We start from the raw sequence: 15,710 nt of genomic DNA on the forward strand, positions 1-15,710 counted from the left end.
ATTTCGTTACACGTAACAACGTCGAAGGAACCACGCATGCACCACGTTGAAGCACTCGAATCCCGCCTCGCGCCGCTCTATGCCAGACTGGCCGCGCATCCGCTCTATCTTTCGTTTGAAACGGTTGAAGACCTGCAGCTCTTCATGCAGACGCACGTCTTTGCCGTATGGGATTTTATGAGCCTGCTGAAGTCACTGCAGCGCGCGCTTACCTGCGTCGATGTGCCCTGGACGCCGAGCGCATTTCCCGAGTCGCGCCGCCTCGTCAACGAGATCGTCCTCGGCGAGGAGAGCGATCTGTACGAAGGCCGGGCGCTCAGCCACTTCGAGCTCTACCGCCTCGCCATGCAGCAGTGCGGCGCGTCTACGGTCGCCATCGACGCGTTCCTGCGAGGCATCGCCGATGGCGAGTCGTGGGAGACTTCGATCGCCGATTGCGGCGCATCCCCGGCCGCCCGGGCCTTTGTCGGCGAGACCTTTCGGGTCATCGCCACGGGTGAAACTCACAGGATTGCGGCGGCATTCACCTTCGGCCGCGAAGACCTGATCCCGGATATGTTTCGCGGCTTCATCCGCGACCAGAACGAGCGCCTCTCCGGCCGCCTCGCTACCTTTCGCTGGTATCTTGATCGTCACATCGAGGTCGACGGCGACGAGCACGGACCCATGGCCCTGCGCATGATCGCAGAGCTATGCGGCGACGATCCGGTCAAGTGGCAGCAGGCCGGAGACGCCGCCGCGGCAGCGGTTGAAGCGCGTATCGCTCTCTGGGACGGCATCCTGGCGAGCCTGCGCGAGACGCCCGCTCCGGCGCCGGTGTACTGAGCCTCTGGAGCCTTCCAGAGGCTCGCAGGGTTAGAGGATGCGGAGGGTCGCTCCGTTGAGCGAAGGCGCCACCTCGGCGATCACCGTGCCGACGGCCATCTTGGAGGTCGCTGTATTGGCAAGCACCCGGACGCCGACGGCAAGGTGAAGGTCGACGGTCTTGCCAGTGTCCAGCTTCACGATCTCGTCGCCGACCTTCAGTTCGATCGGCGTTCCCGAGTCGTTGAAGAAGCTGATCTTGACCATCTTCGGCTTCCCGAACGCAGCATGGATGGGGGAAGAGAAGTTGGTCGGGGCTGCATGAAGGGCAGGGGTGGAAACAAGCGCAAAGGCGGCGATCGACGTGGCGAGAATCTGACGTATAGTCATCATGGCTCCGGTCCCTCACGGGACAGTTCGTTCTATATTCGGCGGGCCACTCTGCCATGGTTCAGAGGGCGGGTCGTAAGTTGAGTTACGCAGGCGCACTCAAAGTAGTTCCCCAATAAATCGCAATTTCCCGAGATTAAATCGCTCGCCTCGAACTAACCGATTCCAAGCAAGGCCAGGGCCTCATCCACCGTATTCGCAACCAGCAGAATCGCCCGGTTCTTCGGCTTCAACACGCCCTCCGTCACCGCATGGTCGAGGAAGGCCAGCAGCTTGTCGTAGAAGCCGAGCGTGTTCAGCAGCAGCACCGGTTTGTCATGGATCCTGAGGGTCTGCCATGCGAGCACCTCGAAGACCTCTTCGAGCGTGCCGTAGCCGCCGGGCAGCACGATGAACGCGTCCGCGCGCTCACCCATCAGCGCCTTGCGCGTGTGCATGGTGTCGGTGACGTGCAGCTCGGTGAGCCCCTGGTGCGCGACCTCGAGGTCGACCAGCACATGCGGGATCACTCCCACGACCGCGCCGCCAGCGGCAAGCGACGCATCGGCGACGGCCTGCATCAGGCCCACCTTTGCGCCGCCGTAGATCAATTCGAGGTTGTGTGCGGCCAGGGCCTTGCCAAGCTCTTCGGCTGCCGCGCGGTATGCGGGTTGCGCGCCATTGGCCGACGCGCAGAAGACTGCGATGTTGCGTATGGGGGAGGGCTGGGGCTGGGGGGAAGAGGGCGGTGGGGGCATCGTGCTTCGATTATCTCCCACCGCATGATCGCGGTGTAGCTGAATGCCGGCCGGCTTAGTTCAGGTTGATGCGCGCGCCCTGGACCTTCGGATCGACCGTCAGGATCGCGTCGCCGCGCTTGCGCACAAGCAGGTTGGTGCGGGTGTAGACGACCGTGCCAGGCAGAGCCTTGACGGCGACCGAGGCGTTCGGCTGCAGCGGATACGCCTTGCCGTCGACGACGAACTCGGCATACTGGTAACCGTTGTTATGCAGGTAGAAGCTGACGCGGGCATCCTGCTGGGCGGCGGTGTGGGGGTGCAGATGCAGCAGGTTCGCAAGCGGTGCGGCGGTGGCGGTCGTGGGGGCGAGGGCGGCGGTGGCGGCGAGGACGAGAGCGATGGCAGTCTGACGGATCATTGGAATTCCCCTTTATATTTCAAGTTCTCGACGGGTTTTCCTGCCATGGTTCAGTCAAGCTCGTCGTGAAAAGAGTTACGCAGGGTCGTTCCAGTTCGTTCCGTGAAATCACAATATTATTTGCACATGTCTCCGTCATCCTGAGCGAAGCCGAAGGACCTGCGTCTTGCCTGCAGCCGCGTTGTCTTCACAAGGGCGCATGCGCATGATGAAAACTCCCCACCGCCAACCGACTAGAATAGAGGTTGGAGCTTTCACCGATGGCGTCGCACCTTCTCAACAACATGAACACCCAGCAGCAGGACGGCATCGTCACGGTCGACGGTCCGGTCCTGCTCCTCGCCGGCGCCGGCTCCGGCAAGACTCGCGTCATCACGCACCGCATCGCGTACCTGATCGAAGAGCGCAACGTCCCAGCCGAGCAGATCCTCGCCGTCACCTTCACCAATAAGGCCGCGAAGGAGATGGCCGAGCGTGTCGAAAAGATCCTCGGCCACAGCACGCTGGCCATGCCTACGCTGGCGACCTTCCACAGCTTCTGCGTGCGCGTGTTGCGCCGCGATATCGAGGCCCTGCAGGTCAACGGCGTGGGCCTGACGCGCAGCTTCGCCATCTACGACGAGACCGATCAGCAGGCGGTCGTGAAGGCCGCGCTCAAGCGTCTCGGCATCGACGATAAGAGCCTGAAGCCGCGCGTCGCGCTGGGCCGCATCAGTTGGGCGAAGAACCATATGATCGACCCGCAGGAGTACTTCCTCGCGAGCGCGAACCCGATCGAAGAGAAGATCGCCCACATCTTCGAGATCTACCGCAAGGAGTTGGCCAAGGCCAACGCGCTCGACTTCGACGACCTGCTGCTCGAGACCGTGCGGCTGTTGAAGTCCTCGAAGGAGGTCAGAGAACGTTACAACCGCCGTTACAGATACGTCATGATCGACGAGTACCAGGACACCAACCGTCCGCAGTATGAGCTGATGAAGCTGCTCGCCGGCGATCACGGCAACGTCTGCGTGGTGGGAGACGAAGACCAGTCCATCTATAGCTGGCGCGGCGCGGACATCAAGAACATCCTCGACTTCGAGAAGGACTTTCCGAACGTTCGCACCATCCGGTTGGAACAGAACTATCGCTCGACCCAGATGATCCTCGAAGGCGCCGGCGCCGTGGTCGCGCAGAACACGCAACGCAAAGGCAAGAACCTGTGGACCGCGCGTGAGGGCGGGTCTTTGATTGGTTATTACGAAGCCCCGGACGGAGAGAACGAAGCGCTCTTCATCGCCGACCGCATCAAGAAGTATCTGCGCGAGGCGGGCCAGCAAGAAGAGCTGCCGCGCTGCGCTGTGCTTTACCGCACGAACTCGCAGTCGCGCCTGGTCGAAGAGGCGCTGCGCCGCTACCAGATTCAGTACCACATGGTCGGCGGCTTCTCGTTCTACGACCGCTCCGAGGTCAAGGACATCCTCAGCTATTTGAAGCTGGTGCAGAACCCGCACGATTCGGTCGCGTTGGGCCGCAGCGTCAATTCGCCGCCGCGCGGCATCGGCAAGACGACCATGGAGACGCTCGAACGCATGGCGCTGACGACGGGCATCAGCACCTGGGACGCCATCGCCCGCGCGACCGAAGAGAAGCTGTTGCCCGCGCGCGCGCTCACCGCGCTGGGCAACTTCCGCCGCCTCATCGAAGACGCCCGCGCCATGCTCGGACCGGACTTCGCCGCCAAGCTGACGGAGGATGTCGGCGGATCTGTAACCGAGGATGATACAGATTTCAATTTTGTAACCGATCAGGTGTCAGATGTAGATGGCGGCGGCGATACGAGCTTCGATACGAGCTCGGAGCCCGCCCCCGAAGCCGTCGTCGACGCCTCCTTCGACACCAGCTTCAACTTCGGCTTCGACTTCGGTCCGAGCGAAGAGATCTCCACCATCGCCGCCGAGAACGCGACCGACTCGGACGCGGCGCACGGCATCGACGTGGCCAGCTTCAACCCCTTTGCGCCGGCGCTTTCGACTAAACGTGGCGCGCCTGCAAAGGCAGAGAAGCCCTCGCCACTCGCACAATCCGAAGCGCCGTCCGAGCGCCCGGCCTTCCGCACCGCCGGCGAGGCCGCGACTCTGCCCGAACTCATCAAGTTCCTCAACGACCGTTCCGGCTACATCCGCGCGCTCGAAGATGAGGCGACGCCGGAGTCCTACTCGCGCATCGAGAACCTGAAGGAACTTGCCAACGCCGCGCAGGACGCGCAGGAACGCGGCGAGACCCTGGCCGACTTCCTCGACCACGCGGCGCTGGTCTCCGATGCGGACTCGTACTCGGCCGAAGCCCGCGTCACCCTGATGACGCTGCACGCAGCCAAGGGGCTGGAGTTCCCGCTGGTCTTCCTGACCGGCATGGAGGAGGGTCTCTTCCCGCACTCCCGCACCATCACCGACCCCACCGGCTTAGAGGAGGAGCGCCGCCTCTGCTATGTCGGCATGACGCGTGCGATGGATACGCTGGTGATGACGCGCGCCCGCTACCGCCGCCGCTACGGCTCGGATATGCCGGAGTCGTCGATGCCCTCGCGCTTTCTGGAAGAGGTGCCCAGCCGGCTGGTCGAAGACCTCGGCAGCCCACCGGCGCAACCGCAGTTCGGACGCGGCGGCGGATCGGACTATGATTCGCCCTTCGAGCGTCGCAACCGCTTCGGCAAAGGACAGGACACGGATGGCGGCGACCGCCATTACAGCTACGAGGACGAAGACCAGTCGGGCCAGGGTGGCCAGCGCAACAACAACCTCCGCGCCGCCGCGCTTGGGCGCCCGCCTCAGGTTGGTTCGGGATCGATGGACAACATCGCCAGCTTCTTCGCCGCACGCGGCCAGAAGTTTACGAAGCCGAAGCTCGACGTGCCGGAGCAGACCGGGAAGACCGGCCTCGCCAAGGGCGCACGCGTCCGCCACCCGAAGTACGGCGAGGGCATGATCTTCGAGTGCGAAGGCAACGGCGAAGACGCCAAGATCACGGTCAACTTCGCGAAACATGGCGTGAAGAAGCTGATTGAAAAGTTCGCGCAGTTGGAGCGCTTATAGCCCTGCCACTCATTCCCGTCATCCTGAACGGAGTGAAGGATCCCTGTATTTAGACAGCCCGAACCGCGCTTCGTGCAGTACAATCGTACGAGCACGGCTTGCAGAAGCTGGTGGATAAGTTCGCCCGGCTCTTAGCCTGCAACCCTTCCAAACATTTTTAGAAAAGAGAACCTGACTTTCATGGCAAACACCAAGGCAATTACCGATACCGTTGAGCGCAAGAAGATCAAGCGGGCCGCCCGCAAGGCTGCCGCCCCCAAGGCGAAGCGCACCGGCGCACGCGGTGAGAACAAGCAGAAGCTGAAGAAGGCTGCACGCGGACAGTCCAAGCGCTAGTCGCAGCGGCTGAAAACGCAGGCCTGCGGGGAAGCCAAAGCACACTCTCGCAATGAGCGGTGCTTTGGCTTCGATTGCATGCCGGTTCGGAAGATTTGCTTCAACTTGAGCAAGCGTGTTTCTGCACCGCGCCAGTCCTGCGGTTGGCGTGCCTCGTTCACCGGCCCCTTCTCGATCGCTGCATCCCATGCCGAGGAATTCAGACCACTTGCGTCATCGCAGCGTACAGGTTCCGCCGGTTCTCGAACCGCTGCGACACATTGCTGCGCTCGATGGCGTGCGTGGTCTTGCCGTGATGCTCGTCCTGGTCTATCACCTGTTCTGGTCGAACGTCGATTCTCCATCGAGGTTCATGCATCTCGTGCTGCAGCTTCGCGGCAGCGGCTGGATCGGCGTGGATATTTTTTTCGTGCTCTCGGGATTTCTGATCACGGGCATTTTGTTCGACACGCTGACCGATCCACATTTCTTTCGTAACTTCTACCTTCGCCGGATTCTTCGCATCTTCCCTCTGTTTTACCTGGTGGTTCTCGTGCTGGCGATTGCGATTCACCCAGCCGACCGCCCGCAGCAAAACCAGCTTCTGGCTCTCTTCGCCTATCTGCAAAACACCAGTCTTTACTGGCGCTCGGAGGGAACCAGGGTGCTGGCGTACAGCGGACACCTCTGGTCGCTCGCGGTCGAGGAGCAGTTCTACTTCGTCTGGCCGCTCCTCGTATTTTTCATCCGCTCGCGCCGCGCCCTGCTCTGGGTGACAGCCTTTCTTTTCGCCGCGACTGCCATGCTGCGCGTGCTGCTGCTTGCGCATGGCTTTGGTCTCGGATCGATCTATCACCTCGCGTTCACGCGGGCGGACTCGCTGCTGGCCGGTGCGTGGCTTGCCCTGGCAGTGCGTGGTCCGCTCCGTTCGCGTGTCTTGTCGTTCGCTCCGTACAGTCTTGGGCTCAGCCTGCTTGGCTGCATAGGCCTGGCCGCCTGGACGGGGAACTTCGCATGGCAGAGCAATCGAGCGATTGCACTCTATGGGTATTCGCTTCTCGCGATGCTGGGCGCCTCGCTGATCGCCTGCAGCCTCGATCCGGCCTCGGCGCCGGCTCGCATGATGGGACTGTCGTTCTTCCGTTTCTTCGGTCGCTACAGCTACGGCATCTATGTTTACCACCTGATCCTCTTTCCGCTCATTCTCGAGGCCATTCGGCCTTGGCTCGCCGCGCATGTTGAGTCCAGAATGCTCCTGCACCTCGCACTCTTTACACTCACGATCGCGGCCACCGTCGCACTGGCCGTCTTCAGCTTTCATGTCTTTGAGGTGCGCTTCCTCGGACTCAAGCGATGGTTCAACTACCGTGCCCCTGGTGTTGCGAGATAAGTTTTCGTCCCGGGGCGTGGGGGGTGAAGTGCTACACTCGGATCATTCGACGCCAGCCTATCTTTCTGGAGCGACCAACTCAACTTGGCCCGGCAAATCTTCGCAACGAAATCCATCGACAAGCTGATCTCGGAGTCCGAGTCGCCGGAGCACGCGCTTCGGAAGACGCTCGGTCCGGTCTCGCTCACCGCGCTCGGCATCGGCGCGGTCATTGGGTCTGGCATCTTCACGGTCATCGGTACGGCCATCGGCGGCAATCCGTCGAAGATCGCCGACTGGAAGGGCTCGCCGATCATCGACCTGATCCTCGGCGCACTGCACGGTCATGCCGGTGCGGTTGCCGGCAGACCCGGCGCCGGGCCCGCGCTGGCGCTTTCGCTGGTGCTCGTCGCCATCGTCTGCGGACTCACCGGCCTCTGCTATGCAGAGCTTGCCAGCATGATCCCCATCGCCGGCTCGGCTTACACCTACACCTACGCGACGCTGGGCGAGCTGATCGCGTGGATCATCGGCTGGGACCTCATCCTCGAGTACGCCTTCTCGAACATGAGCGTCTCGGTCGGATTCGCGGCGCATATCGTCGATCTCCTCGACTGGCTGGGCATCCACCTCGATCCGAAGTGGCTCTCGCCCGCCTATCTGCCGCTCGGCCTGCAGGATCTCGCCGGCAAGGATATCTTCGCCGCCGGCTGGCACTTCGGCTTCGACATCCCCGCCTTCATCATCGTGCTGCTACTGACGGTCGTGCTCGTGCGCGGCATTCGAGAGTCCGCCCGCACCAACAACATCATGGTGCTGGTTAAGATCGCGGCGATTCTGCTCTTCATCTTCTTCGGCCTGTCGTTCATCCATCCGGCCAACTACCACCCCTTCTCGCCGAACGGCTACTCCGGTGTGCTGGCGGGCGGGTCGATTATCTTCTTCACTTACATCGGCTTCGACTCGGTCTCGACCGCAAGCGAAGAGTGCCGCAACCCGCGCCGCGATGTTCCGATCGGCATCGTCGCGACGCTGATCGTCTGCACGATCCTCTACATCGGCGTGGCGGCGGTGCTGACCGGCATGGTGCCGTGGCAATCGGTCGCTGGCGACGGAGCGCCGGTGGTCAATGCGCTCAAACGCCTCTCGCTCGAGCCCGGCGGCGGACGCCTGCACTGGGTGCGACTCGGCGTGCTGATCGGCGCCATCGTCGGCATGATTTCGTCGATTCTGGTCTTCCAGCTCGGCCAGGCGCGCGTCTGGTTCGCGATGTCGCGCGATAAATTGCTGCCGGATATCTTTTCGAGCCTGCACCCGAAGTTTCGCACCCCCGCGTTTGCGACGTGGTTTGCCGGAATCCTGGTCGCGATCCCGTCCGGGCTCTTCGACGTCGGCACCTTCGCGGAGATGTCGAACATCGGTACGCTCTTCGCCTTTGTGCTGGTCTCGATCGGCGTGATCGTTCTGCGCGCGAAAGACCCGGAACGTCGCCGCGGCTTCCGGGTTCCGTTTGGCCCGGTGATCCCCATCCTCAGCACGCTCTTCTGCATCCTGCTGATGGCGGGACTGCCGGCGATCACGTGGGTGCGATTCTTCGTGTGGCTGATCATCGGGCTGTTCGTCTACTTCTTCTATTCGAGGAAGCGCAGCGAGTTTTACAAGGGCTGACGGCGTCTGCCGGGTTGTTCACCGCCCGAATGATTATTTTGGTTCGTTTCATGACATAAAGGAAGCCAGCAGTCGTGCGCTGGTGCTACCTTTATTCGTCATGACTTCCAACGCCAAGACGGTACAGTACTCGCGCGTCCCCGACATGCCGGAGACCGGGACCACCCGGCGTGAGATCCGCTTTGTGATCGTGGGCACCATCCTGCTCGTGGCGGGCGTTCTCGGCGGTATCCTCTGGCGCGTCCTCGCGCCCGACTCCGACAACATGGACAAGACCGCCGCCGCGCACATCGTTCGCCTGTGCAATCAGCGGGTGGACTGCCGCGTCCAGGCTGGCGACCTCTTCGACGGCGACTGGGACACCCTTTACGTCATCGGCTCGCAGGTCTCGCAGAAGGGCATCAACGCAGCGCTCGGCACCTATTTCCTGCGCAGCCGCGACAACACGCGCATCTTCGCGCTGGTGAAGGATGGAAAGATCGTTCAGAGTCAGCACCTCGCGTACGGCGCCGACGCCCCGCTCGACGGCGAGCTGGAGTTCGAGGAGGAGCACAATCGCGAGCAGCGCATCGCACGCTACGACCGCAACACCTGGCTCCAGATCACGGTCTACCCCAACCAGAACGGCGGCGGCATCTTTTACGTTCTTACCGAGAAGGCGCACGAACTGAATTAGGCCTATTGCCTTGCTTGCCCGTCATCCTCGCGGAAGATCCGCCGTTCTCGCGCCAGTCCAACAAAGCAAAAGCCCCCGCCGCGGCAGGGGCTCTTTTTGCGCCGTTTTACGCCTCGCGGCGCTTCCGCCCGCTCATCAGATAGATCGCCGCGCGCAGCTCCAGCAGCGGATCGTCCGAGGGCTCGATGCCCGCCAGCCGCGGAATCGGGTCGAAGATGATGTGCTTCTGCTCGGCGAGCGTATCGGCGGAGAGAGCCGTCAGCTCCAGCGTGCCCAGTTCGACCACCTGGCTGTCCGCCGGCCAGTGGATTGTCGCGTCGTCGACCACCGCACCCTCCGGCGCGATCTGTACCGCCAGGGTGAACTTCACCGGCGCCGCGGCCACACGCTCGCCGATCTCGTCCACGAGGTAGTCGCTGTCTTGGTGCTTGGCCATGTCGTCGCTTAGGTACTGGTTCCCCGCAGCCGGCAGAATGCGATAGCGGCCAAACTTGCTCTCGCCAGCCGCGTTGGTGAACTTCATCGCCGTCACGCCGAAGTAGCTCTCTGTCCCGAAGCTGAAGGGAAAGGGCTTGGGCGTCTGCACGAAGGCCAGCGCCGCCGGATGCGAGCCCAGAAAGGCCTCGAGCGGCGACCCGGCGAGATTCTTCGGGTCGCTCGACGCCAGCGCCCGCAGAAACTCCAGAAACTCGTCGCCGGTGTGCGTGGGAAAGCCATCAGTGGAGTGGCTGACGATGTCCGTGTGGACGCGCTCGCCCAGCATGAACCGGATCGCAAATCCCTTGGGATTCGCGTTCGGGTCGTTGTCCGGGACCAGCGGCAGACCGGTCGAATCCGAAAACCGCACGACGATCGGGGTCGACGGCGCGTTCAGATGCTGCGCGGAAGAAAGTCCGGCGGCTGCAGCCGTGGGAGTAAAGGTTCCTGTCAGCATGACGCCCTTGGCATGCGCCGGGCGAAATCCCGGGTATTCCCCGAAGATCTTATGGAACTGGTCGATCAGGTTCTGGCTGAGCGCGAGCAACTTCTCATCGGTCGGTAGCGGCATGGGTCGTTCTCCTCGAGGGTGGTTCTCAGAACCACTCTCTCACACCTCGATGAATGCAGACACCCCCTCAAACGAGCCGGGGCTAAACTGAATGGATGGCACGTTCTAACCATACGAAGACTAAAGCCGAGTCCATCGACATTCCCGCCTGGCTTCGCGGCCTGCCCAAGGCCGAGCTGCATCTGCATCTCGAAGGCACGATCACGCCCGAGACCCTGGTCGAGCTGAGCGCACGCCACGACGCCGAGCCGCTGACACTCGAACAGGCACGCGCGCTCTACGTCTACGAGGACTTCGTCCACTTCCTGATGGCCTTCAAGGCCGTCTCCGAGCGGCTTCGGACGCCGGAGGACTTCGCCCTCATCACGCACCACATGATCCGCGATCTCGCCCGGCAGGGCGTCGTTCACGCCGAGGCATACATCTCCTTCGGGATTCTCTACAAGTTCAAGCCGCAGCTCACCATCGAGTCGGTCATGGACGCGATCGAAGGCGCGCGGATCGCTGGCGAAAGGGAGTTCGGCGTCTCGCTGCTCTGGATCATCGACGCCGTCCGCCACTTCGGCGTGGAGGAGGCCGCGCGCGTCTTCCGCACCGCCGCCGAGTTGCAGCCGAAGTACCCCAGCATCGTCGGCATCGGCATCGGCGGGGACGAGGCGCGCGGTCCCGCCAACGACTTCCGCGAACTCTATGAGGAGGCGAAGGCCGCCGGCCTGCGCCTGACCGCCCACGCAGGCGAGTCCACCGGCCCGGTCGATGGACCGGCCAGCATCTGGGCCGCGCTCAATATCGGGGCGGAGCGCATCGGCCACGGACTCGCCGCGCAGCACGACGCCGAGCTGCTCGAAGTGCTCGCCGAACGTCAGATCCCCATCGAACTGAACGTCACCAGCAACATCCGCACCTCATGCTGCGCGGCCTACGACGACCACCCGGTGCGGGAGTACTTCGAGGCCGGCCTCATGGTCACGCTCAACTCCGACGATCCACCCATGTTCGGCAGCGACCTGCTGAACGAGTACATCCTTGTGCAGGACAAGTTTCAGTTCTCCCTGGACGAGATGCGCGAGTTCGCGGCGAATAGCGTGGAGGCCAGCTTCCTGCCGCCACCGCGCAAGCTCAAGCTGCTGCATGAGATTGAGACTTACGGCCACTGAAAACAGATATTCTGTCCGCGACCCCTGCTTGAACCCGCAAGAATGCCCGTCATCCTGAACGTAGTGAAGGACCCCCGTATTTCGTCTTTGCCTTTGGCTATTCTCGCTTTGAATGCAAGTGAGAAAACAAACAACGACAAAAGCGCAATACAGGGGTCCTTCGCTCCACTCCGGATGACGAGCGTTTGTGGCAGGTCCGAAAGTTGTGAGGCTTATCGTCCATCCGGCGCAGGCACCATCACCGCGCTCGGATCGACCTTCGGGATGCCGAAGTGTCCGCTCAGATGCACCAGGTCCAGCGGCCGCAGGTCGCCCGAGATGCGCACGACGCTCATATTCTGCGGTCCGCGCGAACACACCGTGACGCCGTCGATATCGCCGCCGGTAAAGTGCAGCCACAGGTCGGTGACGGAGTGGCGCGGCTGCGCCGTGTTGGCGACCGTCTGGTTGCCGTTGACCAGGTGCTTCCAGCCCGCGGCGTGGAAGGCGCCGAGCAGGCTCGCCAACGTCTCCGGCGTGTAGAAGGCCGGCTGGGCGTAGTGGTAGTTCTCGACCGAGACGGCGGTCAGCGCCGCCGCTGCATGATGCGCATCCACCCCACCCGTCTCCATCAGGCTCTGCGCCATCTGCAGCATGGAGCGGTCGAAGCTGAAGGCGGTCTTGCTCGCCGGCTGGTCGGCCAGCGTGGAGAAGTACTGCGAGATCGAAGGCGGCTCGGGTCCCTGCGCAAAGGCAGGTGCGGAAAAAGCAAGGGCTGCAAGCAGAGTAAGTGTCGCGCGCATGGAGAACTCCCTACGGGATTAGACACAGCTTGCAGCCCAGAGTTACCCTGCGCCGGAAAAATCTACTTCTCGTCCGGCGGACGTGGCGCAAAATAACCTGTCTTCGCGCGCACGTGGTAGCGCGAGTCGGTGGACTGCAGATAGATCGTGCGGAAGGCGCCGTCCTGCTTGAACTCCGCCGGACGATAGGCCAGCAGGTACTGGCTGCGCAGCTCCTCTTCGATGTTGCGGAAGCCGACCGCGACGTCTTCGAGCTTGACCGGGTAGAACGGCTGCCCGCCGGTTGCCTCGGCGATCTTGCGCAGCACCTCGCCGCCCTTACCCTTGCTGGGGCTGATGTCGGTCGAGATGGTGTAGACGATCGTCTCCGCGCGCTGGCACATCTTGATAGCGTCCGCCTGATAGGCGCGGCTGTAGTTGTCGTCTCCGTCCGAGACCAGGATGATGGCGCGCCGCACCGCGCCTTCATCGCGCAGCGTCAGCATCTGGTCCTTGCAGGTGTTGTAGAGCGCGTCGTAGAGCGCCGTGCCGCCGCCCGGCCGCAGCTTGCGGATGCCCTGGTTCAGCAGGTCGACGTTGTTGGTGAAGTCCTGCGGCAGGTTCCGCTGAATGTCGAATCCCTCGATGAACGCGCGGTCGTTGGTATGCAGCACCTGCAGAAAGAAGTCGATCGCCGCGTCCTGCTCGAACTTGAAGCGCTGCCGGATGGAGCTCGATGTATCGAGCATCACACCGAGGCGCAGCGGAAGGTTCGTCTGCTGCGTGAACTTGTTGACGGCCTCGGGCGGACGCCCGTCGTCGAGCAGCCCGAAGTTTTCGCGCTTCAGCCCGGTGATGAAGCGGCCCTTCTTGTCCGTCACGGTGAAGACGAGGTTGACCTCGGCGGTCCGGACGACCAGCTTATACGGCTCATCCGGCTGACCGGTGGGTGTAGGCTCCGGCGCCGTGGGCGCGGCGGGCGTGGCTGGAGCAGGCGTCTGCTGCGCAAACAGCGGCAGAGCGGCGCAACCGAAGGCGGTTGCAAGGATCATCGGACGAAAAGCATGCATAAACTTCATCTGTACAGTCACCGGGATGATTCTACTGGATTTGTGTTCGACGGCCCGACCACAACATTCGTTACTTCGAGGTCGCCCTTTGTTTGTCATTCCCGAAGGGAATCTGCTTTTGCTCTTGCCCTTGCTTTTCCACGGAGTCGCCTAAACCGCGCGTCATCCTGAACGTAGTGAAGGACCCCCGTATTTCGTTCTTGTTCTTGTTGTTGCTCGTTCTGGCGCGAAATTTGTGACTTCAACGCTCGCAAAAGCAAAGACGAAATACGGGGGTCCTTCGCTCCGCGCAGGATGACGAAAACTCGTGGTGGGATCAAACAAGTACGCGAGCGGTTCTACTCCTTCAAACTGGCCAGAAAGTCCAGCAGCTCCGGCGCCAGCGGAGCCTCCAGCTCCATCTCCTGGCCGGTCTGCGGATGCGTAAACGCGACGTTGGCCGCGTGCAGGAAGTTCCGCGTCAGCTCCAGTCCCTCGCCGCCGCCGGCCAGCTGCAGAATCCGATGCGGCGCCCCGTACAGGAAATCTCCGACCACCGGGTGCCCGAGCGACTGCATGTGGACGCGAATCTGGTGCGTCCGCCCCGTCTCGATCTTCACCTGGACCATGGTGAACGGCCCGTGCGGCGTCGTAAACCGTTCCAGCACATGCACATGCGAGACGGCGGCACGACCGTCCGCACGCCGCGTCGTCATGCGGATGCGCCGGACGAGATCGCGCGCGATGGGCAGCGTCACGGTCGTATCGTCCTTCTTCACATGCCCGTGGACGAGCGCAAGGTAGGTCTTCGCCACCTCGCGGCCGGAGAACATCTCGCCCAGCTTGCGGTGCGTGCTGTCGTCCTTGGCGACGATGATGACGCCGGAGGTCTGCTTGTCCAGCCGATGCACGATCCCCGGCCGCAGCGATCCGCCCACGTCGGACAACTGCGCCAGATGGAAGAGCAGGGCGTTGACCAGCGTGCCGCGGTTGCGCTCGTCGTCGGTCGAACCCGCGCCGGCGTGAACCATCATCCCGGCCGGCTTGTTGATGACGGCGAGATACTTATCCTCGAACAGGATGTCGAGCGGAATATCCTCGGCGACTGCGTGCAGCGGCTCCGGGTTGGGCTGGCCCTCGATCTCGATGGTCTCGCCGCCATGCAGCTTCTGCTTGGCCTTCGGTACAAGCCCGTCGACCTTCACCTGCCCGGCCTCGATCAGCAACTGCACCCGCGCCCGCGAGATATCCGGCAGGCATTGCGCGAGGTATGCATCCAGCCGCAGCCCCGCCGATGCCGGGTCGGCCGGAAACGTCCGCACCGACGCATCTGTCAGGTCGCCGTCGTCGTCGAACTCGAGCACCGGAATCGCCGGCGCAATCTCCGGTTCGACGAAACGCGTTGCGACATACTCCGGCCGAACCGACCGCCGGCGCTGTCCCTTTGGAAGCATATTTTGTGATGGCACTGTCTACCGCCTTTGCTCTTGCAACTCTTGTTTGTCATTTCCGAAGGGAATCTGCTTCTGAACCTGTTGCGTCGCGACCCAAAAACCAACCCCAACCGCCATCATTCCAATCGCCACCCACTGCAGCGGGTCGAGCGTATCGCCGAAGACGCCCTCGGCCGGTTCCCGCCAGAAGCTGAGCACGAACTGTCCAAAGCCCGTCAACGTCATCGCCAACGCGAAGGTCCGCCCCGGAGTCCCGTCCTTCGCCAGCGACCGCAGCAGAAGCCACGTCAACCCCAGGGCCAGCGCGGCCGCAAACAGCGCCACCGGAATCATCCGCGTCGTCGTCCCCGGCAGCGCGATCCCGATCCAGGTCGAGGTTGGCAGACCAAGATCGCTTCCCTCCGCGAAGTGCCCGACCGCGAGGAACACCCAGACCAGCGTCGCACACGGAGCCCAGGCGTCCAGCGCGGCCATCAGCGGAATCTGTTTCGTCCAAAGCCACACGCCCACGGCGATCAGCGTCAACAGGATTCCGCCCGGAGTCAGCGAGGGAACCGCCAGCAGGTACATCGGGTAAGCCAGAAAGCTGCGGAAGTTCGTCGCCACCAGCAGCAGACGCGAGAGCAAGAACGCCGCCAACGCCGCGAACGACCCGGCATTCCAGATCGCGTCGGGCGAGATGCCTACCCACTCCGCCGTGCGCAGCGAAAGGGTGAGCGCGGCCATCAGGCCCAGAGCCGCCAGCGCGCCGAAGGTCGGCAGGTAGAGATGTCCGGAGTGGAGTAGATAGGGATACACGGGCTAACAT

Annotated in this window: 15 protein-coding genes; 7 read left to right on the top strand and 8 right to left on the bottom strand. The window is 62.8% G+C overall.

The window, feature by feature from the left end; all coding sequences use genetic code 11:
• Window positions 1–36 precede the first annotated feature (36 nt).
• Complete coding sequence (locus CHB87_RS14690; protein WP_089409192.1) at window positions 37–825, top strand: DUF3050 domain-containing protein; 789 nt, start codon at window positions 37–39, stop codon at window positions 823–825.
• Between the two features lie 30 nt (window positions 826–855).
• Here CHB87_RS14690 and CHB87_RS14695 read toward each other — a convergent pair whose 3' ends face one another.
• The 3 genes from CHB87_RS14695 to CHB87_RS14705 form a co-directional block, all read right to left on the bottom strand.
• Window positions 856–1,197: a hypothetical protein gene (locus CHB87_RS14695; RefSeq protein WP_089409193.1), complete on the bottom strand. Its 342-nt coding sequence runs from the start codon at window positions 1,195–1,197 to the stop codon at window positions 856–858.
• A 152-nt stretch (window positions 1,198–1,349) separates the two neighbouring features.
• Window positions 1,350–1,931: an LOG family protein gene (locus tag CHB87_RS14700; protein WP_089409194.1), complete on the bottom strand. Its 582-nt coding sequence runs from the start codon at window positions 1,929–1,931 to the stop codon at window positions 1,350–1,352.
• Between the two features lie 55 nt (window positions 1,932–1,986).
• The gene (locus CHB87_RS14705; RefSeq protein WP_089409195.1) at window positions 1,987–2,331 is read right to left on the bottom strand and encodes a hypothetical protein; all 345 of its coding nucleotides are present in this window, start codon (window positions 2,329–2,331) and stop codon (window positions 1,987–1,989) included.
• A gap of 260 nt (window positions 2,332–2,591) precedes the next feature.
• Between CHB87_RS14705 and CHB87_RS14710 the strand changes: the two genes are divergently transcribed.
• The 5 genes from CHB87_RS14710 to CHB87_RS14725 all read left to right on the top strand — a co-directional run bounded on the left by CHB87_RS14710 (window position 2,592) and on the right by CHB87_RS14725 (window position 9,433).
• On the top strand, window positions 2,592–5,405 hold the full coding sequence (locus tag CHB87_RS14710) for an ATP-dependent helicase (RefSeq protein WP_245818009.1): 2,814 nt from the start codon (window positions 2,592–2,594) through the stop codon (window positions 5,403–5,405).
• Between the two features lie 180 nt (window positions 5,406–5,585).
• Window positions 5,586–5,741, top strand: coding sequence for a hypothetical protein (locus CHB87_RS22325; protein ID WP_176441782.1), 156 nt, complete (start codon window positions 5,586–5,588; stop codon window positions 5,739–5,741).
• A 208-nt stretch (window positions 5,742–5,949) separates the two neighbouring features.
• Window positions 5,950–7,110: an acyltransferase family protein gene (locus CHB87_RS14715; RefSeq protein ID WP_176441783.1), complete on the top strand. Its 1,161-nt coding sequence runs from the start codon at window positions 5,950–5,952 to the stop codon at window positions 7,108–7,110.
• A gap of 84 nt (window positions 7,111–7,194) precedes the next feature.
• Entirely contained in the window at window positions 7,195–8,757 is a 1,563-nt protein-coding gene (locus CHB87_RS14720) for an amino acid permease (RefSeq protein ID WP_089409197.1), read from the top strand.
• Between the two features lie 100 nt (window positions 8,758–8,857).
• Window positions 8,858–9,433: a hypothetical protein gene (locus CHB87_RS14725; protein ID WP_089409198.1), complete on the top strand. Its 576-nt coding sequence runs from the start codon at window positions 8,858–8,860 to the stop codon at window positions 9,431–9,433.
• A 106-nt stretch (window positions 9,434–9,539) separates the two neighbouring features.
• Here CHB87_RS14725 and CHB87_RS14730 read toward each other — a convergent pair whose 3' ends face one another.
• Entirely contained in the window at window positions 9,540–10,481 is a 942-nt protein-coding gene (locus tag CHB87_RS14730) for a catalase family peroxidase (RefSeq protein ID WP_089409199.1), read from the bottom strand.
• Between the two features lie 95 nt (window positions 10,482–10,576).
• On the opposite strand from CHB87_RS14730, the gene add reads away from it, so the two are divergent.
• Window positions 10,577–11,638 carry an adenosine deaminase gene (gene add / locus CHB87_RS14735; RefSeq protein WP_089409200.1) on the top strand — a complete coding sequence of 354 codons (1,062 nt, stop codon included), beginning with the start codon at window positions 10,577–10,579 and terminating at the stop codon, window positions 11,636–11,638.
• A 212-nt stretch (window positions 11,639–11,850) separates the two neighbouring features.
• On the opposite strand, the gene CHB87_RS14740 is transcribed toward add, so the two are convergent.
• From CHB87_RS14740 to CHB87_RS14755, 4 genes are all read right to left on the bottom strand, one after another.
• Complete coding sequence (locus tag CHB87_RS14740; RefSeq protein WP_089409201.1) at window positions 11,851–12,420, bottom strand: DUF4252 domain-containing protein; 570 nt, start codon at window positions 12,418–12,420, stop codon at window positions 11,851–11,853.
• Window positions 12,421–12,482: 62 nt separating this feature from the next.
• The gene (locus CHB87_RS14745; protein WP_245818010.1) at window positions 12,483–13,451 is read right to left on the bottom strand and encodes a VWA domain-containing protein; all 969 of its coding nucleotides are present in this window, start codon (window positions 13,449–13,451) and stop codon (window positions 12,483–12,485) included.
• A gap of 356 nt (window positions 13,452–13,807) precedes the next feature.
• On the bottom strand, window positions 13,808–14,902 hold the full coding sequence (locus CHB87_RS14750) for an RluA family pseudouridine synthase (RefSeq protein WP_342743573.1): 1,095 nt from the start codon (window positions 14,900–14,902) through the stop codon (window positions 13,808–13,810).
• An 18-nt stretch (window positions 14,903–14,920) separates the two neighbouring features.
• Window positions 14,921–15,700, bottom strand: a complete 780-nt coding sequence (locus tag CHB87_RS14755; protein WP_089409204.1) for a prolipoprotein diacylglyceryl transferase family protein — start codon at window positions 15,698–15,700, stop codon at window positions 14,921–14,923.
• Window positions 15,701–15,710: the final 10 nt, after the last annotated feature.

This window comes from Granulicella rosea (genome assembly GCF_900188085.1).
Classification (GTDB): domain Bacteria; phylum Acidobacteriota; class Terriglobia; order Terriglobales; family Acidobacteriaceae; genus Edaphobacter; species Edaphobacter rosea.